20 protein-coding genes are annotated in these 22,489 nt (G+C 62.9%); 9 read left to right on the top strand and 11 right to left on the bottom strand.

Going from position 1 to position 22,489, the window contains the following annotated elements:
* Positions 1 to 111: 111 nt before the first annotated feature.
* The 3 genes from JHD80_RS01565 to JHD80_RS01555 form a co-directional block, all read right to left on the bottom strand.
* Positions 112 to 525, bottom strand: coding sequence for a cyclophilin-like fold protein (locus JHD80_RS01565; RefSeq protein ID WP_248311335.1), 414 nt, complete (start codon positions 523 to 525; stop codon positions 112 to 114).
* 123 nt (positions 526 to 648) lie between these two features.
* Positions 649 to 1,737 (bottom strand): alpha/beta hydrolase, encoded by a 1,089-nt coding sequence (locus JHD80_RS01560; protein ID WP_199084613.1) that lies wholly within the window; start codon positions 1,735 to 1,737, stop codon positions 649 to 651.
* Between the two features lie 23 nt (positions 1,738 to 1,760).
* The gene (locus JHD80_RS01555) at positions 1,761 to 2,948 is read right to left on the bottom strand and encodes an MFS transporter (protein WP_199084612.1); all 1,188 of its coding nucleotides are present in this window, start codon (positions 2,946 to 2,948) and stop codon (positions 1,761 to 1,763) included.
* Positions 2,949 to 3,079: 131 nt separating this feature from the next.
* On the opposite strand from JHD80_RS01555, the gene JHD80_RS01550 reads away from it, so the two are divergent.
* The 6 genes from JHD80_RS01550 (at position 3,080) to JHD80_RS01525 (ending at position 8,258) form a co-directional block, all read left to right on the top strand.
* A complete protein-coding gene (locus tag JHD80_RS01550; RefSeq protein ID WP_199084611.1) occupies positions 3,080 to 4,006 on the top strand; it encodes a LysR family transcriptional regulator in 927 nt (308 codons plus the stop codon).
* A gap of 279 nt (positions 4,007 to 4,285) precedes the next feature.
* Entirely contained in the window at positions 4,286 to 4,753 is a 468-nt protein-coding gene (locus JHD80_RS01545) for a TIR domain-containing protein (RefSeq protein WP_349237190.1), read from the top strand.
* A gap of 34 nt (positions 4,754 to 4,787) precedes the next feature.
* Positions 4,788 to 5,159 (top strand): TIR domain-containing protein, encoded by a 372-nt coding sequence (locus tag JHD80_RS01540; RefSeq protein ID WP_199084609.1) that lies wholly within the window; start codon positions 4,788 to 4,790, stop codon positions 5,157 to 5,159.
* 11 nt (positions 5,160 to 5,170) lie between these two features.
* Positions 5,171 to 6,163: a caspase family protein gene (locus JHD80_RS01535; RefSeq protein ID WP_199084608.1), complete on the top strand. Its 993-nt coding sequence runs from the start codon at positions 5,171 to 5,173 to the stop codon at positions 6,161 to 6,163.
* Between the two features lie 6 nt (positions 6,164 to 6,169).
* On the top strand, positions 6,170 to 6,451 hold the full coding sequence (locus JHD80_RS01530) for a hypothetical protein (RefSeq protein ID WP_199084607.1): 282 nt from the start codon (positions 6,170 to 6,172) through the stop codon (positions 6,449 to 6,451).
* A gap of 466 nt (positions 6,452 to 6,917) precedes the next feature.
* Entirely contained in the window at positions 6,918 to 8,258 is a 1,341-nt protein-coding gene (locus JHD80_RS01525) for a chloride channel protein (RefSeq protein WP_199084606.1), read from the top strand.
* Between the two features lie 466 nt (positions 8,259 to 8,724).
* Here the strand turns inward: JHD80_RS01525 and JHD80_RS01520 are convergent, their stop codons facing one another.
* From JHD80_RS01520 to JHD80_RS01500, 5 genes are all read right to left on the bottom strand, one after another.
* Positions 8,725 to 9,354, bottom strand: a complete 630-nt coding sequence (locus JHD80_RS01520) for a DJ-1/PfpI family protein (protein ID WP_199084605.1) — start codon at positions 9,352 to 9,354, stop codon at positions 8,725 to 8,727.
* A 512-nt stretch (positions 9,355 to 9,866) separates the two neighbouring features.
* The gene (locus JHD80_RS01515) at positions 9,867 to 10,946 is read right to left on the bottom strand and encodes a hypothetical protein (RefSeq protein ID WP_199084604.1); all 1,080 of its coding nucleotides are present in this window, start codon (positions 10,944 to 10,946) and stop codon (positions 9,867 to 9,869) included.
* Positions 10,947 to 10,989: 43 nt separating this feature from the next.
* Positions 10,990 to 12,924 (bottom strand): hypothetical protein, encoded by a 1,935-nt coding sequence (locus JHD80_RS01510; RefSeq protein ID WP_199084603.1) that lies wholly within the window; start codon positions 12,922 to 12,924, stop codon positions 10,990 to 10,992.
* Between the two features lie 55 nt (positions 12,925 to 12,979).
* Positions 12,980 to 13,681, bottom strand: coding sequence for a copper chaperone (locus tag JHD80_RS01505; RefSeq protein WP_199084602.1), 702 nt, complete (start codon positions 13,679 to 13,681; stop codon positions 12,980 to 12,982).
* 84 nt (positions 13,682 to 13,765) lie between these two features.
* Positions 13,766 to 15,238, bottom strand: coding sequence for a tyrosinase family protein (locus JHD80_RS01500; RefSeq protein ID WP_199084601.1), 1,473 nt, complete (start codon positions 15,236 to 15,238; stop codon positions 13,766 to 13,768).
* 489 nt (positions 15,239 to 15,727) lie between these two features.
* Between JHD80_RS01500 and JHD80_RS29230 the strand changes: the two genes are divergently transcribed.
* Complete coding sequence (locus JHD80_RS29230; protein WP_349237188.1) at positions 15,728 to 16,918, top strand: hypothetical protein; 1,191 nt, start codon at positions 15,728 to 15,730, stop codon at positions 16,916 to 16,918.
* 54 nt (positions 16,919 to 16,972) lie between these two features.
* A complete protein-coding gene (locus tag JHD80_RS01495) occupies positions 16,973 to 18,454 on the top strand; it encodes a response regulator (RefSeq protein WP_349237187.1) in 1,482 nt (493 codons plus the stop codon).
* On the opposite strand, the gene JHD80_RS01490 is transcribed toward JHD80_RS01495, so the two are convergent.
* A complete protein-coding gene (locus tag JHD80_RS01490) occupies positions 18,381 to 18,686 on the bottom strand; it encodes a hypothetical protein (RefSeq protein ID WP_349237189.1) in 306 nt (101 codons plus the stop codon). The two genes, JHD80_RS01495 and JHD80_RS01490, sit on opposite strands and share 74 nt — an antisense overlap.
* Before the next feature lie 100 nt (positions 18,687 to 18,786).
* On the opposite strand from JHD80_RS01490, the gene JHD80_RS01485 reads away from it, so the two are divergent.
* Positions 18,787 to 19,596 (top strand): TIGR02391 family protein, encoded by an 810-nt coding sequence (locus tag JHD80_RS01485; protein ID WP_199084599.1) that lies wholly within the window; start codon positions 18,787 to 18,789, stop codon positions 19,594 to 19,596.
* A gap of 136 nt (positions 19,597 to 19,732) precedes the next feature.
* On the opposite strand, the gene JHD80_RS01480 is transcribed toward JHD80_RS01485, so the two are convergent.
* Positions 19,733 to 20,641, bottom strand: coding sequence for a DUF2971 domain-containing protein (locus JHD80_RS01480; protein ID WP_199084598.1), 909 nt, complete (start codon positions 20,639 to 20,641; stop codon positions 19,733 to 19,735).
* A gap of 898 nt (positions 20,642 to 21,539) precedes the next feature.
* Positions 21,540 to 22,439 (bottom strand): LysR substrate-binding domain-containing protein, encoded by a 900-nt coding sequence (locus tag JHD80_RS01475; protein ID WP_199084597.1) that lies wholly within the window; start codon positions 22,437 to 22,439, stop codon positions 21,540 to 21,542.
* Positions 22,440 to 22,489 lie beyond the last annotated feature (50 nt).

Raw genomic sequence — 22,489 nt, 5'->3', positions numbered from 1 at the left:
GTCCGCTTCTGGCGCTCGGCCGCCGATATCGTTCGATGATGCGCTGCGGAGTGGCCTAAGGTTGTCCGCAACTTTGGCTCAAGCCATCAGTCTGCTCTCTGCCGCCTCCCTCTAATCCGCGCGCTCGACCCGCATCGAGATAGAGCCGGGTCGGTCGAAGATCGAAGCCCCGCCCGTCACTTCGCCGAGGATGACGATACCGGGCTGAGGGACCTGGCCATCACGATAGTAGACAACGAAGTGGTCCGGGCCCCAAAGCCCGATCGTCCCATTCTTGAAGGCGCGCTGCCGTGCTGCGGCGGGCAGACCCGACGGCAAGCTTCCCGTTTTTTCCTGACGAAGGTGGTCCGTCATCGGAATTGTCAGCGGCAGCACGCCAAGCAGCGCCTTGGTCGCGGCGTTGTCGGCGAGCTCCGCCGTAACGGAACCCCACTCCGACGAGATCTTGATGCGTTCCTGAGCCATGGCTGTCCCGATCGTTGCGAGGAGTAGGGCGCCGGCGATCCGAGTGGCTTTGAGCGGCATTGTCCGATCCTCCGTAGTGATTGCCGTTCACCGATCTCCCGCCGGTCCAGCGGTGGGAGATCGGCCTGCGAGCCTTTGGCCTCCCCGAGGGCGGCGGCCCCATCGCTTCGGGTCCGGTCGAGATTAGGCGGAGAGATGCCGGCCGAAGAAGCTGGCCAGCTTGTCGAACGGGATCACGTCGACCTTGTCGTAGAGATCGACGTGGCTGGCTCCCGGAATGATCATCAATTCCTTCGGCTCCGCGGCCGCCGCATAGGCGGTTTCGCTGAAGTAGCGCGAATGGGCATTCTCGCCGTGGATCAGCAGAACCGGGCGCGGCGAGATCTCCTTGATGTAGGTCAGGAGCGGCATGTTCATGAACGAGAGCGGCGTCGTCCGGGTCCAGGAATTGCCCGAGTTGACCGCGCGCGGATGGTAGCCACGCGGCGTCCGGTAATAGTCGTGATAGTCGACCAGGAACTGCGCCTCGCCGCCTTTCAGATCATTGTAGGGCGGCTGGTAAGCCGGGGTTCCGTTCGCGGCGTCTTCCCAACGCTGCCGGCTCATCTGCGCCAGAATCTGCGTGCGCTGTTCGAGCGTCACGCTGTCGTTGTAGCCCTTCGACATGACCCGGGTCATGTCATACATTGTGCTGGCGACGACGGCCTTGACCCGCTTGTCCACGGCGACGGCGTTCAAGGCCATGCCGCCCCAGCCGCAAATACCGATGACGCCGATCCGCTCGCGGTCGACCGACGGGTGAAGGCCGAGATAGTCGACGGCTGCGCTGAAATCCTCGGTGTTGATATCCGGCGAGGCAACGTTCCGAGGCTCGCCGCCGCTTTCGCCGGTAAACGAGGCATCGAAGGTAAGCGTCACGAACCCGCGCTCCGCCATCGTCTGCGCGTATAGGCCGGACGACTGCTCCTTCACTGCGCCGAACGGCCCGCCAACGGCCAAGGCCGCCAATCGCCGATCGGCCCGGCTCTTGGGCAAATAGAGATCGCCCGCCAGGGTGATGCCGTATCGGTTCTTGAAGGTGACCTTCTGATGATCGACCTTCTCGCTCTTCGGGAAAGTCTTGTCCCAGTCCGCTGACATGTTCTGTGCCTTTGCATTGGAGATATTGAGGAGCGGCGCGGCTGCTAAGGCGGCGACGCCCGCACCGGTCAGCTTCATCAAGTCGCGACGGTCCAGTCGTGCGGACGACGCGGTGATCGTGTTGGTGTCCATCGAAATCTCCCCGTTCTCTGTGACTATTCGGGTTTCAGCAGACGTTTTCCGTTGCCGATCAGCGCGATGCCGATGGCGGCCAGGGCGACGCTTCCCAGGAAGGTCGCGAAGATCGACAGGCCATCGAGCAGCATCCCGCCGACCACGGCCCCGAGCAGGATCGAGGCCTGGATCGCCGCGACCATCAGGCTGCCGGCGGCCTCCGGCGCATCGTCGACGTTCTGCGACATCCAGGTCATCCAGATCACCGACATGGCGGTGTTCATCGCACCCCAGACAGCCAGGAAGAGGACCACTGCGGCGAGCGAGCCGCCGAGCAGCAGGAGAGCAATCGTGCAGCTGCCCATCAGCAGCGCTGGCAGCTTCAGGAGGGGAGCGACGCTGCCATGCAGGAAGCGGCTGGAGCCCCAGGTTCCAACGAAGCCAGCGCAGCCGAGCACTAGCAGCAGGATCGAGAGCGTCGTCACATCGGCTCCCGTCACCTGTTCGAGGAACGGGCGCAGGTAGGTGAACATCGTGAAGGCCGAGCCCCAGGACAGCATCGACGCGATCAGGCCGCGCAGGAAATACGGACGCTTCAGCAGGCCGAACATGGTCCTGAAATCCTGGCGCTGGCCCGCCGGCAGCGACGGCAGCGCGATCACATGCCAGACGAGGTTGACGACGACGATCGGCGTCAGCGCCCAGAACACGGCGCGCCAGCCGAACAGGCCGCCGAGATAGCTGCCGACGGGCGCGGCGAAGGCGGCCGCGATGGCTTGCCCGCCATACATCAGGGCCAGCGCGCGAGGCACCTCGCTTACAGGAACCAGGCGCATGATCACGGCCGTCGCGAGCGCCCAGAAGCCACCGATGCAGATCCCGAGCAGGGCGCGACCGAGCATCAGCACCGCGAAGTTCGGGGCGGCCGCGACCAGGACCAGCGAGACCAGCATGAGGGCCGTCATCGCGACCAAGACCCGTTTCCGGTTCAGCGTCCCGGCAGCCGTGGTGATGGCCATGCTCGCTATGACCGCGAAGAGGCCGCTGATCGAGATCGCCTGTCCGGTCTGGCCCTCGGTCGCGCGCAACCCCTCGGCCATCGGCGTCAGCAGGCTGACTGGCATGAACTCCGAAGCGATCAGCATCGCCACGCAAAGCGCCATCGAGAGGACGGCGCCCCAGGCGGCGATCGGCTTGGTTCCTTCCTCCGATACGGCGGTAACCGCCATGTTGGGTCGCTCCTGCATCTGTTGATGCGGTGCAAAATAGCGGTTCAGGCTCGAAACGATTACCCGCCGAAATTGGAATGCACTGATCGATGTGATCGATTAATCTCGGGGGGCAGATGCCGAGGGTTCTCATGGACAAGACCGATCTCAACCAGCTCCGGTGGTTTCAGATCGTGGCCGAGGAGCACAGCTTCACCCGGGCGGCGGCGAAAATCGGCGTCGCGCAATCGACTCTCAGCTACGCGATCAAGCAGCTCGAAGATCGCATGGGCGTTCGCCTTTTGACCCGGACCACGCGCAATGTCGCGACCACGACCGCGGGCGAGCGGCTGCTCCAGACGATCACGCCGCGGATCGCGGAGATCGAGGACGAGATCGCGGCGCTGACGGCATTGCGCGACAAGCCGTCGGGCTCGGTCCGGCTGACACTATCCGACCATGCGCTTGAAAGCGTGGTCTGGCCGAAGCTCAGGCCGGTCCTGCGGGATTATCCCGACATCAATGTCGAACTGATCCTCGACAGCACCTTCCGCAACATCGTTGAGGAGGGCTTCGATGCCGGTGTCCGGCTGGGCGAGAGCGTCGAGAAGGACATGATCGCCGTGCGCATTGGTGCCGACTGGCGGTTGGTTGCGGTCGCCTCGCCTGGATATCTCGCCGCGCACGACGTCCCAGAACATCCGCATGATCTGGTGCGCCATGTCTGCATCAACATGCGCCACGAAACAGCCGGCGGGCTTTATGCTTGGGAGTTCGAAAAAGCCGGAAAGGAATTGCGTGTCCGGGTGAGCGGCCAGCTCACCTTCAACAACTCCTACGCCATGATCGATGCGGCGGTGAGCGGCTATGGCATCGCCTACGTCCCCGACGACATTGTGGAGCGGCAGATCGCGTCGGGCGAACTGGTCAAGGTCCTGGACGACTGGTCGCCCTTCTTCGACGGTTATTTCCTTTACTATCCCAGCCGCCGCCAGAACCTTCCCGCCTTCAAGGTCGTTGTCGACGCTTTGCGCTACCGAAGCCAGGCCGGATCAGGACGGTATTCTGGCCTGGGCTGAAAGTCCGCTTTCCGGCAGGCGTCGAATGTCCGGAGTTGGCGCCAACCCGTTTGCCCCGGAACTCAAGCAACGGCTCGAAGCCGGCGAGCAGCGTCCCGATCGCAAGATTTGCCATGAACATGGCCACACGTTGTTGAGTTGTGCAGCAGCGCCGGACGCCAGATTTTGACAGGAGTGGTTGGCCGACATCTTGCAATCGATAAATTGCACGCATAGGTAGGTATCGGTTCCGCATGGTAAGCGGCAACGTAACTCAAAGGGGGCTCTTGATTGATTAAGGTGTTCATTTCGCATCAACGCGCCGATGCGGTAAGTGCAGCCGCAATTGCGCACCGGCTGAGAACGTATCATTCGATTGAATCGTATTTGGACGTGATCGATCCATATCTCTCGAAGGGCGAAGACCTGGCTGCTCATATTCAAGCCGAAATGGGAAAATGCACGCAGTTGCTGGCCGTTGTATCGGAAAACACGCGCCATTCTGCTTGGGTGCCTTGGGAAATCGGCGTTGCGACGGAGAAAGACTTTCCTCTAGCGACGTATCTCGATGGTTCCGCTTGGCCACCTGAGTTCCTGGAGAAGTGGCCCTATCTTCGCTCGCCTTCTGACCTCGACACTTATGCCCAAGTTTCAAAAGCGACTGAGCAAGCATTTGTTAGGAAGCGTGCCTTCGACAGTATCGAAGTAGCTCGCTCGCGGTCGACGCGTGAGTTTTTCACCGACATTCGTAGGAAGCTCGGCCAGTAACATTTGCTATTAATTCAATATGGAGGCCAATATTATGGCTGATACAAAAGTCGTTTTCGTAGCTTTTGCAATTGAAGATGAAAGACAGCGGGATTTCCTAAAGGGTCAATCTTTGCACCCTCGGCAACCCTTCGAATTCATCGATATGTCGGTGAAGGAAGCCTATGATTCAGGTTGGAAGGATAAGGTCCGGACTCGCATCCGTCGTTCGCACGGCGTGATCGTGCTGGTCAGCCGGAGCTCGCTTAACTCATCCGGCCAGAAGTGGGAGATCGCCTGCGCCAAGGAGGAAGGCAAACCAATTCGAGGCATCTGGGCTTATTCGAACGACCGGCAGCAGATCCCCGGCGTGACTACTTACGAGTGGAGCGACAAGAACATCAGCGACTTCATCAATATGCTCTGAGGCTCCAGCAAATGAGAAAAGCACTTATTGTCGGCATTGACCATTACGATAACATCAGCCCTCTCAGCGGCTGCGTAAATGACGCCTATGCCGTGAAGGCCATGCTGGAGCGCGATGCTGACGGGTCGGTCAATTTCCAGACCCCTCGTCTTATGGTGGGCACCGGGCCAGGTCGTGGCGTGATACGGCGCGACCTCCGTGAAGCAGTCCGGGAACTCTTTCAGGATCGGTCAGACGTCGCACTGTTCTACTTTGCGGGGCATGGTTACATCGACGAAACCGGAGGTTTCCTCTGTTCTTCCGACAACGCGGATGGCAACGATGGCTTTCCGCTCGCTGAGCTGATGACGTTTGCCAATAATTCTCAAGCCACAAATAAAGTCATTATTCTGGACAGCTGCCATAGCGGCGCTGTCGGTGGCTCACACATCCATAATGCTTTCTCTGAGATCAAGGACGGCACGACGATCCTCACAGCGTCCAACAAAGATCAATATGCGATGGAGGTACTTGGCGGCGGCGCGGGCGTTTTCACAACGCTGCTTGTCGATGCACTCAATGGCTCGGCGGCAAACCTGCTCGGCGAAGTAACGCCAGGAAGTGTCTACGCTCACATTGACCAGTCTTTGGGTACTTGGGGCCAGCGCCCGGTCTTCAAAACCAACGTGCAGAAGTTCATATCGTTGCGTAAAGCGGATCCGCCGATCCCGCTGCAGGATCTGCACGCCCTGACCATGCACTTTCCCGCTCCGGGCTTTCAGCTGCGGCTCGACCCTGCCTACGAGCCGGAGCGCAATGAGGAGCAGAAAAAGGATTCCACAATTCCGCCTCCGGACCCTGCCAAAACAGCGGTATTCGCAATGCTACAGAGGTACGCTCGGGTTAATCTCCTCAAGCCGGTCGATGCCCCCCACATGTGGCACGCTGCTATGGAGAGCAAAGCCTGCGAGCTAACGGTCCTGGGTGAGCATTACCGCAGGTTGGTTGAGCAAGGTCTTATCTAATTGGGTATGGCGGCGAACTGGTGCTCTCAGGCACTCAATGAGCTGATGGAAGCTCTGGCTTCCATTGAGCATGAGCGTTGGGCTCACTGGCAAAGCTATGTGCACAGCAAAGCGATCCGTCAGCCTGACGGATCGCTCCTGCTGCCTCCCGAGCTGGTGGAGAAGTGGGAACGGCAGATAGCGACCAAATACGCGGACCTTACCGAGAGAGAGAAAGAGAGTGATCGCGAACAGGTCAACAAGTATCTGCCGCTGATCGCCCAAAAGCTCGGCGGCGCGAAGGAGTAGGGGCTCTTAGAGGCCCCATTGTCGCTCGCGACCCAACCAACGACCTTGCTCTGCTGGATTCGGAGCACCGAACCGAGGAGACGCCTTCGATCCAGATGACTACACGTCTGAGCGAAACCGTCGGCCCGTCCGGCTATTTGGAGGCAGCAGCCCCTTAGTCGCAATGGCTCGTCTATTGGCAATATCCTTGTTTCCGAGGGGCTAGCATGCCGCTGGGAAGGTCGTCGACGGCCTTGTTGCTGATCTAACGGAAGCCGCTAAAGGTCGGGCCCCGGAAGCGGAGCTAGAACGTCCGCTCCCGGGCAATGTTCCAATGTCTGTTCCTGGCGCATTCAAGGTGCGGGACGACGGCAGTACGGCTGCAGACCAACAGCCTCGCGGGGTCGACGAGGCCGATCGCCCAAGACAACTCCAACAAAATGCTGCTAGGCCAAGAGCAGCATGGTGATGCGCAAAGGTGAACGGAGTGGCCGCTAAGGGATCGCGCATTCTCAGGCGCTCGCGTACGCTGGTCATAACCCCGCGGTATTGGCGGCAGCGGCTGGTGTTCTGGCTTGGAGCGCTTGCCATTGGCGTTGCTAGCGCAGGCTTCGCACGGCTTGCCGATCTGGCGCAGCATCTCTTCATGGGAGCCGCTGGACGACAGGATGGATGGCGCTTCCTGCCCCTCTTGGTGACGCCCCTCGGCTTCGGCGTCTGCGCCTTTGTGGCGGCGCGCTTCGTCCAAGGCTCGCAGGGCAGCGGCATTCCCCAAGCCATCGCCGCGCGCCACCTGCGTGACGATGCCGAGCGCTCCGCCTTCCTGTCGCTACGCATCGCGGCCGGCAAGATCGTGATGACGGTGCTCGGCCTGCTCTGCGGCGCTTCGATCGGCCGCGAGGGGCCTACGGTACAGGTCGGTGCCTCGATCATGCTGCAGGCAGCCCGCTGGGGCGGCATGGCGCAGGCACGCGGGCTCATCCTCGCGGGGTCCGCCGCCGGCATCGCTGCAGCCTTCAACACACCGCTCGCCGGGATTGTCTTCGCCATCGAGGAGATGAGCCGGACCTATCAGGCCCGGACCAACGGCATCGTTCTGTCGGCGGTCATCATCGCGGGGCTGGCTTCGCTCGCCATCGTCGGCAACTACACCTATTTCGGCTTCACAAACGCGACGGCAGAACTGAAGCGTGACTGGCTCCTCGTGTTGTCCTGCGGCGTCGTCGGCGGCGCATTCGGCGCCTGCTTCAGCAGCTCCATGGTCGCTCTGACGCGGCGCATCCGCCGCTGGCGGGCGACGACGCCGCTCAGGCGCACGCTGTTCGTGGCTGTCGCGGCTGGTGTTGCCGTAGCGATCATCGGCGTTCTAACCCACGGCATGACCTTTGGTACTGGCTATGCCGAAGCGCGGAGCGCCATCGAGGGCGCGCCCCTGCCCGCCTCCTTCTTCATCGCGAAATTCCTGGCAAGCCTGGCGTCGTCCATCTCGGGCATACCAGGGGGACTTTTCGCGCCGTCGCTCTCGGTCGGGGCCGGACTCGGGAGCGCATTGGGTCAGATCCTCGGCTCGCCGATCGGCCTGGCCGCCGTGCTCGGCATGGCCGGCTATTTCTCGGGAGTTGTCCAGGCGCCCATGACGGCCTTCGTGATCATCCTGGAAATGACCGGAAACCACGACAATGTCATCGCGTTGATGGCCGCCTCGGTGCTTGGCTACGGCACTGCGCGTCTGATCACGCGCGAGCCGCTCTATCATGCCTTGTCGCGCCTGTTCATCGCCGATGTCCTGCGCCAGCGGCGGGCTTTGACAACCGCGCCGGTACACTGACCATCTTGGGTATAGCCGCTGAAATGCGTATAAGCTGAACTGCCGATCTGCTTTGGTCGCGGTTTGCCATAGCGACCTAACGTGGACAGGTATCGAAAATCACCACCCCAAGCGGATTGGCAAATCCCTTGTGGCTACTGGAGGGGTGTCGGGGTAAGACGCTTTTATGCAAGCAAAGCCCGTGCTCCAACGCAATAACGTGAAGGTCTCTGGGGCCGGCGGCCGGCCGATGATGTTTGCTCACGGGTTTGGTTGCGATCAGAATATGTGGCGCCTGGTCGAGCCGGCGTTCCGTGACAGCCACAGGACCGTGTTATTCGATCACGTCGGCGCCGGCTGTCCGACCTCTTTGGGCGCGGACTCCGGGACGCTTTAGCCAGTGGACCCGCAGACGACTTCGCGGCGGAAGCGTGCGCCTGACGAATCTTGGCCGCTGATCGGCCCTTCGGATGCCTCGACGTTGCAATCAAATCCAGGGAACCGGGCACTCGCCTGGCGGAGCGGGAAGGGTGCTGTTCACAGGCGGGTTGGGATAATATTGCGTGGACTGTTGGACGTCTTCTGCAACAGCCTCGCCCGCCAGCAGTCGGATCAATTCAAGAGCTTCATCGAGCCCGGACGAGATCCCTCCCCCCGTTAGACGGTCGCGATCGCGTACGAAGCGAGGGTATCCCTCCTCAACCACGACGTTCGGAAAGCGTTGCGGGAAACAACTCAGGAATGCCCAATGGGTCGTGGCGCGATACCCATCGAGCAGCCCGGCGGCAGCCAGGAGCATGGCGCCCTCGCAAACCGAACACATGAACCGAGCTGTTCGAGCTTGAATGATCAAGAAGGACAAGTAGGCGCTCTGGGGATCACCTATGATTCGCGCCAGCATCTTCGGGTCACCGCCGGGCACCCAGACCACGTCATACCGCGGCGCGCTGACGAAGGTCTGTCTGACCTCAAACGAAAACCCTTGGCTTCGAAATCGTTTCAACCCCGCATTCTCAGCGAGCAGCTCGACCTCGAATCCCGCCCAATCGAACATTTCGAACGGGCCCGTAACATCTAGCATGTCGACTTCGTCATAGACGGGGATGCCGATTTTCATTTGTCCGCTCCAAGCTCCTGCATAGTCCCACGAAAAATCTGAAAGCTTCCATCGGCACCCGTGATGTGCGTCGTGATTTTCCAATCGCGATAATCTTCAAGGTGCACGACAGTTGGGAACGGCAGATTCCTGCCAAGTGACCAGGAAGAGCAGATCGCGCAGTGGTTCCATCTCGATCGTTACGGTCTCAGGTGATCCCTCGGAAAGCGTGACGTCGGCGTTCGATTGGAGAACAGCCGAACCCGAGCCGCCGCCAGTTGCAGCGTCGCGAGGGGTGCGTAGCCGATCCCGAACCGGCCGAGTTCGAGACGCCACGGCGGCTCGCCCGCCAGGCCGATGCGCTCCTCGCCGCCTCGACGTAAAGCTCGTGGGGGAACGATCGGGCGATCATCGACGCGGAAGCCGCCATCCAAAGTTGCCAGGTCGGCCCCCTCCCTTGGCCGTCGGCGAGGATCCATGGTTCGCTCCTTGTCGGGGGCAATAGGCTCCCTGCGACGCCGAGCGGCACAAGACTAGCCACCCCCTTTGACGCCTCGGGACGCGGAAGACAGGCAACGTGCCATAGCTTCCAGTTTCGACGTTCCGTACCCGGCGGCGTCGGCCCAGTTGCGCAGCCGATCGGTCGTCACCTCCTCCGACACCGTCGAGCCAGTCATCGGTGGCTTGGCCCGAGCGAGGATCACGGAAACGACGCCTCTTCCGATGCCTTCGTAGGCGCGGATATCGGCGGACGTGCCGGGCTTGTGCCCGGTTCGACACCTATCCGCCTTTCCGCCGTCGGGCTTGGACTGGAATGGAGGCAGCAAGCCCGATTCCGCCGGACCGCATCGGGCCCCGACAGGGATCGGCCCGACGGCAGGCAACGGCGTGACCGCGCCGGTTCGCAGGAGCTGATGCAGGGCGACCGAGCCCTCGCCGAACGCAGGGCCGGTGTCGCTCACGATGGCGAAAGTCGAATGTGCGCCGTATCGCACCCAAGCCAGCGATCCCTTGAGGTCCGCGCGCTCCAAGGGCACGACCAATCCGGGTATGGCTCCGGAGTCGAGATACGCGGTTTTCCCGTCCTTGCGGTGACGAAGCGAGGTCGTGGATACGTAAGGCCTCACGCTCGTGCCCGAAACCGACGCGATCGCGTCACCCAGTTTCGGCTGCCCCTTCCCGTTGCCGACCAGGAAACGTCCCTCGCGTGGCCGCTCGCACGGCACGAGCGAGCTGCCGGGAAGGATCGGCTCCGCCTCGATCGCGAAAACGCAGAACTCGGGCGTCCCCGAACCGAAGGCCCCGAGCTCCGCTCGCCTCCATTCCGAGGCGCATAGCGCCTGGTTGGCCACGCACCCGACCTTCTTGCCGCCGCGGCTGAGGTTCACGCCGTTGTTCAGATATGTAAGCCCATGATCGCCGGGGAGATACGAGGCGGCCGCGCCGTCAGGGTTCACCGCCAGCTTGGTTTCCATCAGGATCGCCCCGTCCGCGAAGACGATATGTCCCGCGGCGTCGGCGACGGGGCAACCCGTCGGTTGCCCGACCGCGCTGCCGACGCCGAAAGATGTCGCGACGAGGGCGAGCGCGAGTACCGGGTTCTGCGATCTCATTGAATACCTTTCCCTCAGAAGACGAGCCGCGAAGGGCCCGCGCCTACCATTCCCTCAAACGCCAGCGCCGGGCGAGTTCCTTTCCGATCGCCGCCGGTAGGACAGTGATCCCTCCGCGTGCGACTTCCGACGCATAAGCAGCCAGCCCCTCAACGAGCGGTCGCCATTCGGCGCGTGGGTCGGCCACGTAGTCCCAACCGGCGGCCAACCAAGGGCAGAACCCGCCGACGATACCCGTTGCGGCTCGGGTCCTCGTTGTCGTGAATTCCGGGAGATCTGGGGTGAACGGCCGTCGCTCAGGAACGCCAGGGATGTCGACGAGCAAGGGACCGCCTTCTCCGCCTCGAACAGTCATCTCGCCCAGCAGGACGATGTCGTACGGGACGGGCTGATTCCGGGACCGGTAGAACCACGCCATCCGTCGGATGTTGTCGAAGTCGGCTATGGCTCGATAGAGGTAAGCGCATACGACGCCCAAAAACGGGTCGGCGTGCTTGCCGCTCCGCAGTTGGGTCGCGAGCCGATCCACGTCGCGAGGTGCGAGCTCGCCCGAGATCAGGCTGGCTATGGCGTCGAAAGCCGACCGCAGCGTCGAGGGCATCGATCCCTCTCCGTACCCAATCGCGAAACCGCCGCCCGGCTCGCGCAGGACCACCTGGGTGAGCTTTGGGAAGGCCACCGCGGGAACAACGAAATGGTCTTCGGTTTCGAACAGCATCTGGTTGCCGCGACTGCGCTCGACCGTGGCCGAGAAGCTTTCGGCTCCCGGAACCTTGTCCAAGCGGCGCACGGCCAACTCACTCCAGGCCGAAATCACCTCGAAGCCGTGCACGCGTAGGTTCGCCGAACGGCCGCCATTCTCCGGGCGCCACCGCGCCGCCGTACTCGCCGAAGCGCGCAAATCCGCCGCTGACTGACGTCGGGCGTGAGCGACGGCTTTACCCTCCAGCCGGCGGACGGTCGCTGCCTTTTCGGATCCGGCCCCCGCCTCGCCGATCCCCTCCAGCTTCAGAAGGTCCTCCACGACCGGCTTCGCGTCGCCGGGCAACCCCCGAAAGCCGGCGCCTCCCGAAAAATGCGGGGAGCCTTTCGCGAAGCTAAAGCCAAGCAACCGGGCGCGGAATTCCTCGTCGTCGACGATGCGCTCGAAAGTCTTCCTGACGTCCGAGCGCGCGACCGCGGGTAGCTCGGCGCCGAGGGCGCTCGCGGACGCGGCGGTCGGCCACTCCTGAAGTCGCGGATCGCCGGCAGGCGGGCGGGCCTTCTCGAAAAGGACGAGAGGCTTGGGGTCGACCATGCAATGCGGATAGAGCTCCAGGCCGTAGTCCGCGGCCCTCTGGGTCGCGCGTTCGCGCGCCGCGAGCCCGAGGCCAGACGTCGTGAGCGAACCCTCGTCCAACGCTTCGGCTTCCCTTCCCCATAGCACGTCGACGACGACGCCCGAGAAGATGCACTTTCCGGGCAGCGCCGAGGCTTGGTCGCCGACCATGTAGGCCCTCTTGCCGTCCTGGCACGCCGACAACCGGTCGAACAACGGGCTGCGCACCCCCGCGCCTTTGCCGTCGATCGCCCTGCGCGCTTCGTATCGCAGCAGGTCGAACGTAGGCGGCCCCTCGCGGCACGCGTCGGAAACGAGCGTGATCCGCCCGATCCCAAAGCGAAGCAGCTCCGCCACGAATCCGTCCACGTTGACGCGGTAGCGCCTCTCGATGGCGTCGCTGAACAGCCAGAACGCGCTGTTGATTTCCGGCCCGGCGAGACCGTGTCCGCAATAGCTGAGCAGCAGGTGATCGACAGGCTCGCGCCCTGCGGCGAAAAGCTGATCGACCGCCGCCTGTACGCGAGCGGGGGTCACGGGGCCGTCGCCGGGGGCGTCGGTCACTACGACGACGTTGTCTTCTCCGTAGCCAGCGGCGCGCGCCCACTCCCCCAAAGCCTCGGCGGCGAGAGCGGCTCCTTCGAGCGGGGCGAAGCTCACCGCGTCGCCGGGGACTGGGCTCAATATCCCGACGCCGATCGAAAGACAGACCCGCCTACCCATGCCTCGCAGCCTCCGATATCCTCACGAAGCGCGGACTGGACAATAGGCGGTCAAGTGGCGCGGGAAGTCGCCAGCGAGGGCTCCCTCGCCGGGTCAGCCGCTTCGTTAGAATGGCCGACGCAGCGACGGCCATGGCGGGAACGTGCCAATTTCCCGCCGTCATCGGCACGAGCATCCACGGCCAGCACGCGCAGACGCACCATGCCCCGTGCTCTACCCCGAAGACCGCCGCGTCGCGGTCCGCGCGCCAGCCGAGGCTCGTGATACGACCTAGCCGATGACCGCGATCGATCGCGCGCGCCTGCCAGGGACTCGCGCTCCAGACGAGCGCCACGGTGACAGCGGCCGCCACGACGGCAACGCCGCCGCCCGTGGCGAGCTGTAGCCATAGCGCCGCGGTCGCCAGCGGGATCGCCGCCAGCGACCATATCCAAAGGTAGCCGAGCGCGAACAAGGTCACCGCGCCCGGTCGACGGCGCGGGACGACCGACCGCCAGACATGGAGGATCGGGTGCGCCAGCAATACCGGCATCATCGCCGCCAACATGACGAGCCAATCGAGGAGCAAGGCGCTCGGCGAATACGCCGCGAACGCATACCCCAAGGCCTCGATCGGGCTGGCTGCTAACGCCGACGCCACCTCGCTTCCGCAGAAGCCAGCCAAGGCGGCGTCGTTCGCGCGGACAGCCGCCATCAGCATTCCGCCCAAGGAGATCCCGACGAGGAAAATCCAGGGAGGCCGCCCAAAGCTACGGAGGAGAAGGCCGGCGCGCACGGCTCAGGGCGGGGTAGCGACGCCGGTTCGCTTCAGCAGGCTCACCTTATCGACGGTCAATGGAACATCGGAGGAGCTGCCCTCGACGGGAACGAGCGTCACCCGAAGGTCTGCCCCGACAGGATCGCCGGCGGCACGGAGGCGATCAGCTATCTCCGTGATGTCGAGCGCGCGCGAAAGCCCGTTGGCGCCGTGACCCGCCCCTCGCCTCGACGCGCGCTGAAGGCCGAACAGATCGACGGAGCCGGCCCGCAGGCCCTCGTGGGACGCGGGATCCGCGCCGACGGGCAGGTTCACGTAGACGTCGAGCAAGGCCGTCGGAGCCTCGCCCCGAATGCCCTCCAGTTTCAGGTAGAGGCGCGTCGTCTCCTTCCCCGGGGCGGTGACGCCCATGCTGGTCACCGCGGCTTTCGTCGCCGCGAGATCGACACGGACCGTCGTGACCGCCGCCTGTCCCGTGAGGACGACGGCTTCGCCGTTCGACCCGAGTGAATCCACCCGTTGGCGCTCGGGCGGTCCCATCCCGACGGTCGCTACCATGGCAGCACCCGGGGTCACCCCCGTTCCCTTGTTCAGGTCGTCGTAGGTCGGATGGAGCTTACCGCCTCCCAGCGTATCGCGCGCGCTGAAATAAATGCCCGGATCCTTGCCGTCGACGCTGGGCAGGATGAAGCGTCGGTCGGTTGGCCCGTCGAGCCAACGCGGATCGCGGGTCATCGTTTTCCCCTTGGTCCGCATCCAGGCTTCCCACAAGCGGTCGATATTGCAGTGGTGAAGCCAGAATAGCGGATCCAGCCCCGCGAAATACGGATTGCCCATGAAGCCACCCAACATCGAGTGGACGGAATTGTGGGGATTGAATTCCAGATCCCCGCTGGCGTCCGCGCCGGGATCGAAAGGCTTCTCGCCGCCGCCGAAGCCGATGCTTCCGTCGGCGCTGACAAGAAAATCGTTCTCGGCCATCGCCCCTAGGCCGAAGCGTTGCGGCGACACGTTCGGGAGGCGATCCGTCAGCCTGCGCGGATATCTCCGCAGCGGGTTCTCGGAGCCGTCGGGCATTTTTTCCGCGACGAAGGGCTCCGGGATATCCCGCGCCGCCGGGTTTCCCGGGTCGAGATAATTCCAGTAGGGAAGCGTCCACTCGGCGCCCGTGAGTTCTTTGACCGTGGCGGCGACGATCGCCTCGAAGGCCGCCAGGTAGCCGCGGTGCCACGGAAGGAAATACCAGCTGCCGTGCTGGCATTGGTCGCCGTACGTACCATCCTCCAGTTCCGGTGGAATCTGGTCCGCCTCGCTGATCACGTTCGCCTGAACCCACCAGGGCCGGTGGAACCCGTGCATCGCGGCTAGAAACTTCCAGCTGGTACGCTCGGAGATCGGCTTATTGTCCAGATGACGAACCGCCATCGCGTAATGCAGAAGCGTGTCGTTCCAACCCTTCCCTAAGGTTGCGACATCTCGCCTGACGGAAGCCATGAGCCCCTCCCCGCTAATGTCACCATCCTGCTTGACACAACGCATGCGTGCAAGACCGCAGAAATAGAAATTTTGTCGAATACCTGCTTTCGAAAAGTGAGATAAGTAAAAGGCGAAGCCGCGCCCGCCAACCGGGAAACTGACGGACAAAAATGATCACTCTTCCGTTGGCCGCGGCCGTTTGGGAGCTCCGGTCCGGCGACACGACGCTCCCCGCGGAAGACGGCGTCTTCCGCAAATATATGTCGGAAGAGGAACGCGCGGCGTAGCCCCCGACGCGTTCCCCGCGCCACTCGTGCTTTCGGCCGTATGCCGAACCTTGGCCCTGCCGGCCACGCCGTGGCCATTGAATGGGCGTCGACGGGAGCGGCACATCCGCGTTCATGTCGAATCCGAGCTGGGGCTACAAAGCCATAAATCCGCGCGCCGCAACTGGCGCGTGCGCCGATTTTTTGGCACAGCTCGCCGAAAGGATAAGAGGGGCGCGAGTTGGCGACCGATCAAACAACGCCGTCGATTCACTCTGAAACCGGTGTCCCGTCGCGTGCGATCGCCTTCGCCTTGGTCGCGATCATTCTTTTGCCGGGACTTGCTTACGCGGGCTTGCTGCTGAGCCGCTACGCGTCAGCTGAACGCGCGCGCTACGAGCAGGACGCGCGGACGGTCGCGCAGGCCGCCACATCCCTCATCGATCGGCAGCTGCTGGGATGGAAGGCGACCTTGCAGACGCTCGCGACATCCGCCCACCTAAGAACCGGAGACCTGCGATCGTTCTACGACCAGGCGATCTCGGTCAGGCCTTTCGTCGAAGGCGAAATCGGCCTGCGCGACCTGGACGGGAAGCTGATCCTCAGCACCGCGTCGCCTTTCGGCGCGGATTTGCCGCCGTCTCGTATACCGAGCCCGGTCGGGCAGGCCATCGCCACCCCTTTCGTTTCCGACGTCTTCGTCGGCGCGATCGTCGACCGTCCGCTGGTGGCAGTCGTCGTGCCTGTTTCGGTGGGCGGCGAAGCGAAGTACCTGCTCCACGCCAGCGTTGCGACGACGGTCTTACACGACTTGGTCCACCAGGCGCTGCCGCCGGACTGGATCATCGGCGTGGGCGACAACGCCGGGCGTTACGTCCTCCGCTCCGACGACGACGCCGGTTTCCGAGGCAAGCCCGGCGACCCGGAATTCCTAGCCAACGCTGCCGGCGAGAGCGGAACATTCCTCGGCCGCAGCGCGCGCGGCGAAGGCGTGCTGGTGGGTTACGAGAGGTCAGACGTCTCGGGCTGGCTGGTTGCCGCGAACGTCCTGCAATCGACGGTGGAGCGCCCCCTATGGCGGGCTTTGATCGCGCTCGCCGGGTTCGGCGGGGCGGCGCTCATCGTCGCCGGGCTGGGCGCCGCCCTGCTATGGCGCGCGATTGAAAGGCCCCTCGCCGTCCTGACGGCTGCTGGACGCGATCTCGGCAAGACGGATGTCGGGATCGCCCTGCCGACGCGGCTGCGCGAGTTCAGGGCGCTCCGCGATACTCTCTCGTTGGCGTCGCGCCAACTGAAGCGTGACAGCGATGAGCTGGAAAGACGCGTTGCCGAGCGCACCACCGATCTCCGGGAAGCCAACGCCCGTCTGGTAACGGAGGCGGAGCGACGCACCCGCCTCGAAGGGATGCTCGTCCAAGCCCAGAAGATGTAGGCGATCGGAAACCTGACCGGGGGCGTCGCGCACGACTTCAACAACCTACTCCAGGTGATCGGCGGGAACCTGCAGCTTCTCTCCAGGGACATCGACGGGAACGATCGCGCCAAGGCGCGTGTCGAGAAGGCAATGGCCGGCGTGGCGAGGGGTGCGCACCTCGCCTCCCAGCTCCTCGCCTTCGGCCGCCGCCAGCCGCTGGAACCTAAGGTCGTCAATGTCGGGAAGCTGATCCGGAGCATGGACGACCTGCTGCGGCGCACGATCGGCGAGGCCGTCAATATCGAGACGATCGTGGCCGGCGGACTATGGAACACATTGGTCGACCCGACCAACCTTGAGAACGCGCTGCTGAACCTCGCGATCAATGCGCGCGACGCGATGGACGGGCGGGGGCACCTCACCATCGAGACGGGCAACGCCTTCCTCGACGACGCCTATGCCGAGCTGCACGACGAGGTGCAGGCCGGACAATACGTCCAGCTCTCGGTGACCGACACGGGCACCGGGATGACGCCGGAAGTCCTGGCGAAGGTTTTCGAGCCCTTCTTCTCGACGAAGCCCGAGGGCAAGGGGACCGGCCTGGGGCTTTCCATGGTCTTCGGCTTCGTCAAGCAATCCGGGGGCCACGTGAAGATCTACAGCGAGCCCGGACAGGGCACGACGGTCAAGATCTACCTGCCGCGCTCCACAAGACCGGAGGAGCAATCGACGGAGGCCGACTCCGGTCCCGTCGTGGGCGGCTCGGAGACTGTGCTTGTCGTCGAGGACGACGACGCCGTCCGCGACACCGTTGTCGCAACGCTTGGCGAGCTCGGATACCGCGTGCTGAAGGCGCCGGACGCCCAAACCGCCTGCGCCGTTATCGAGAGCGGGGTCGAGGTCGACCTCTTGTTCACCGACGTGGTTATGCCCGGACCCATGAAAAGCACGGAGCTCGCGAGGCGAGCCAGGGAACGCCTGCCGAAACTGAGCGTCCTGTTCACGTCCGGCTACACCGAGAACTCCATCGTCCATGGAGGGCGCCTCGACGAGGGCGTCAACCTGCTGTCCAAGCCCTATTCGCGCGAGGCGCTGGCTCGGAAGTTGCGCCAGGTCTTTGCCCGGGACGGCAAGGCCGCGGTTCCGACCGAAGATCAGGAATCGACGAGCCGAGGCGCGATGCCTTCGGCGGCGGCGACCGTGCTCGTATGCGAGGACGACGCGCTAATCCGCCTCGACACCATCGACATGCTCCAAGACCTGGGTCACGTAGCGCTGGAGGCCGGCTCCGCGAAGGAGGCCTTCGAGATCGCCGTCGGACGATCTGTAGACGTCCTCATCACCGACATAGGCCTTCCCGACATGCAGGGCGACGAACTGGCACGTCGCGTGCTCGCAGAGCGACCCGACATCCGGGTCGTTTTCGCGACAGGCCACGGTGAGGTCGCCGGCTTCGAAGGCGATGGAAGGGTGGTCCTTCTCAAGAAGCCGTTTCGGCAGGCAGACCTACGCCGCGTGCTGGAGAGCTGCCTGGGCCACCCCAAAACGGCGTGAGGTCGTGGCCGGCGCACCCCGGCACGCGGCGCGCTCTGCAAGCGCCGCGACACAGCCCAGACCCTCTTGGCACGGCGCCGCGCTGTGTTGCGGGCCATAGCTCCTTAGCGTGCAGGCGATACCGAAAACCCAGCCCGTGCAGAAGCCGCCGAACCACCATTTCAGGCGCCGTGTTCTCGCGGCGCACTGCTTTCATAATTTCGCTGCGCTTGGCGCGTGAAAGTGTCCATATTCTGTCAAAATCGGCCGGCCTGCCCGTTCTTGCAAGGAAAACAGCGCTTGCCCATTTTAACCCGCTTTCAGGCAGATCACCGCCGAGCTAATTAGGCGCCATGGCCTTCTTTTCCGAGTCTGAACTAAGTGCGATCGCAGATGCATTGGGCGATACAGTCGATGGGCTAAGCGGCAGCGAGATCGGCCAGCTCCTTTCGGCCGCTCGCATTGAGGACCGGCATCCATTGCTCGGAAAGCGACATCGCCTCTTCAATGCTTTCGCCGGCAGCCAAAACAAGCATCAGGACCGCATCCATGTCATCGCCTTCATCCGTAAGGCGATGAAGCCGTCCCGCTTCGTTCGAGACTCCGAGCGGTTCGAGCCATTACGGATGAATCTGAATCGAGCTCTTTCGTTCGCAGGGATGGCGGTCGACGCCGCCGGCAATCTGGACGCGATAGAGCGAGCCAGGACACTCACTGAAGCTTCGCGCCGAGCGCAGGAATTGCGGGCCGACCTTGTCAGCCGAAAGATCCATCCGGATGTGCTTCATTTTTGTCGAGAAGAGCTGCTGGCTGAGAATTATTTTCATGCTGTGCTTGAGGCGACGAAGAGCGCGGCTGACAAAATCCGAAGCCGGACTGGGCTTGTTGAAGACGGGAGCGCTTTAGCAGATCAAGCGCTGGGAGGCCCTCAGCCCATGCTAGCGATAAACGCGCTCGCTACCGAAAACGATCGGAGCGAGCAGAAGGGCTTCTGCAACCTGATAAAGGGCACCTTCGGAATGTTTCGAAATCCTGCAGCCCACGCCCCACGCCTCTACTGGCATATGACGAAGGAGGAAGCGGAAGACGCGTTCTCGCTTATTTCGCTGATTCATCGACGCTTGGACCAGGCGACCATGCCGTCGAAGCCTGGAACGGGGTAAAGCCGCCATGGGTCCCGCGGGCTCGGGCGCGTCGTTACGGTCGAGTTCGAGTCCGCACCGATTGTGCAGGGGGTAATCGTAGCTTCCGCCGAAGCGTCCGCGTGCGTCGCATATCTCCGGCTGCTCCGCTTTATGGTCAACTTATGACCTCATCTTCGATCATGCGACTTCTGAGGCGGCGTCGACGGATAATCTTGAGATGGCCCCAAACACTCTGATCAGCGACTCGACCCATTGTGGCGGCAACAAAATCGTCAGCTGCTGCATAGCCGAATTCGATGGATACAACGGCAGAAGCTGGGACTACGAACAGATACACGGGATAGGCATCAGCCGAGTTGAGCACTGCTGTCGCCGCCGTCAGGGGGGCTATCATGCGCACCTCCCCTTCATGCTCCCAGCCTGGTCGCTTTCGCAGAAACAATTGGTGAGGAATGGTCTCCAATCGGCCTTCGAGGATGTCCTCATTGTTGAAGGTAGCGCTAAAGACCCGAACCCCTCCGTCATTTGATGACACCGAGAACGGCCTGTCGGAATGCTCGACTTCAAGGCAGCGTCCCGCAAAGAAAGGATGCCTTTCGTCGAAGCCGATCACCAGCCCTTGGTGGGTGTTTGCGTAGTAGGCGCGCATCGGGTCGCTCAAGACGCGGCTCAGGCTGAAAATGCCGATCGTTGCATTAGCGCGTTCGGCCAAAAGTTCCATAGCTCGTATCGCGATGGCGTGGTCGTATTCCGCGATCGTATCAAACGGCTCTGATTTCAGTCGCGGTTCATGCGCGGGCCAAAGCCCAGGAAAACTTCGTTCGTCAAAGCGCGCCGATGGGAACGGCTTGAGAAAGAAGGCCTCAAGGTCCTCGATTGTCGCATCATGCATCCCAGCGCGTTCCGCTTCACGCCGCGCCTTCTCGTAGTCGTCCTCGGAGTAGCGCCCGATAAGCATTTCCGGCAGCGCCTCGTTCGGATCGTTCAACGCGCTAGGTTGCGAGAACCGGACGAGGCGCCTCTCGAAGAATCTGTCTTCCGGGTAGTACTTGTATAACGTCATATCGGCTCGCGCTGCTCGCGGGTTCGCGCTGCCAGGCGTCTAAGGCAGCTAGCATTCGTAGCATTCGAGATTGGTGGGGTGGGCCTACTTCTGGGGTTTGCCCCCCAACGCGCACTCGCGGTTAGCGCCCGTGCCCGGCGCATTTTCGAAGGCGCAAGCGGCGCCAGGTGGCTCGCCGCATTTCTTGGCGAGATCACGAAATCCAACGCACTGGCCTGATGCCAAATGGCGATATCCCGGCCCCCCTTTGCAGCCGCAACCGCGACAAGGCGAAGCGTCGATGACGCAACCTGCGGCCCATGCATAGCCTCCCAAACCGGCCCCGAGCAAAATGGTTATGACGAGCGCGACACGCGCGATAGCCGTCATCGTCCCTCCCCAAGCCCGCAGGCTTCTTGCGGCTTGCCGAACGGCTGAGGCTAGGTTGCCAGCGCACGGAGCGTCAATCCAAGCTCTCCGCCCGAGCTAGTCGGCAAGCACTATGGGACAGGCATCGCGGCGCCGGGTCTAAGGAATGCGCCTTCAATCCTTCAAACCGACGATCCTTTAGTCCTTGACGAGCACGCAACCAGCACGTCAATCTGCCGCTGAAAATGGCTGCTGGAGATGGCACGCGCGATGAAAATCCTTGCTTCAAAAGCTTAGGATTCACCGGAGGTTAGCGGGATTTCGGCAACGAATCCCTCCGTCTCCGCCACTTCATCTGCGCTAAGCAGATGAAAGAATTGAGAGATCAGGGTTCTCGATCAGCGCTGCCGCCGGCTTTTGCCCCAACAGATACCTGCGCCCGATAATCGCCCGGATTCGAATCAACCACGATTGGTCGAGCCAGCGCGACCCCGGTTTGCGGGAACTCCGGACATTCGCATGTCCGCATCGGAGGCTCGCCAAGGACCGCCTACACTCGGGACCTGCCCGCGACGGCGTCGAAAGCATCGCGTGCGCGATGCACGACGTCGAGGAAGGCTTTGATGATGCGGCTCGACTCGCGCTGCTTCAGAACCACGACATGGGCATAGGTATAGACCTCCGCTCCTTCGATTCGAACCAGCTTCAGGTTCTCGTCCGGCACGAATTCCGCCTCTGAGACATAGCTGATGCCAAGGCCGTGGATGACCGCCTCGCGGATCGCTTCGCGGCTGCCGATCTCCATCATCAGGCGAGGCTTCGTTCCGGTCCTGGCGAGAGCCTCCTCGAAGGCGCGCCGCGTGGTCGAGCCCTGCTCGCGGACGATCATCGGCTCGCCTTCGAGCTCCGTCAGGCGGATGCTGTCGCGCGTGGCGAAACGATGGTCGCTCCGCACGAACACGGCGACGGGATGGCGCCTGTAGGGGATGGTCAGGAGCCGGTCGTCCTCGTCGATATAGGCGAGGACGGCGACGTCGCATCGGTAACTGGCAAGATCGTCGAGAACCTCGGCGGAGTTGCCGAGCTTCACGGCGAGCTCGATCTCCGGATAGGCCTGGTTGAAGGCGGCCAGCATTTCCGTGACATGGAACGGCCCGACGGCGCTGATCGACAGGCGCCCGGTCCGCAGCTCGCGCGTTTCCGTCAGGAAGGCGAGCACCTCGGCTTCCTCGGCGAAGAGACGCGTGGTGATGGCGAGGAGCTGGCGGCCGGTATCGCTGAGCTCGCGCCGCCGGCCACGCTTGACGAAGAGCTCGACGCCGAACTCCTCCTCCAGCGCGCCGACCTGCGCCGTCAGGGTCGGCTGGCTGATGTGGAAGGCGTCCGCGGCGGCATTGAAGCCGCCCGAACCGGCCACGAGATGGAAAGATCTAAGCTGGGTGTAACGCATAGCAAAAAACTATCCGATTAGATCAAAAAATCAATTTGTTATAGGAACAG

The sequence above is a fragment of the Allobosea sp. ASV33 genome, assembly GCF_016428755.1.
Taxonomy (GTDB): domain Bacteria; phylum Pseudomonadota; class Alphaproteobacteria; order Rhizobiales; family Beijerinckiaceae; genus Allobosea.
This window is presented reverse-complemented; position numbering and strand designations above follow the sequence as displayed.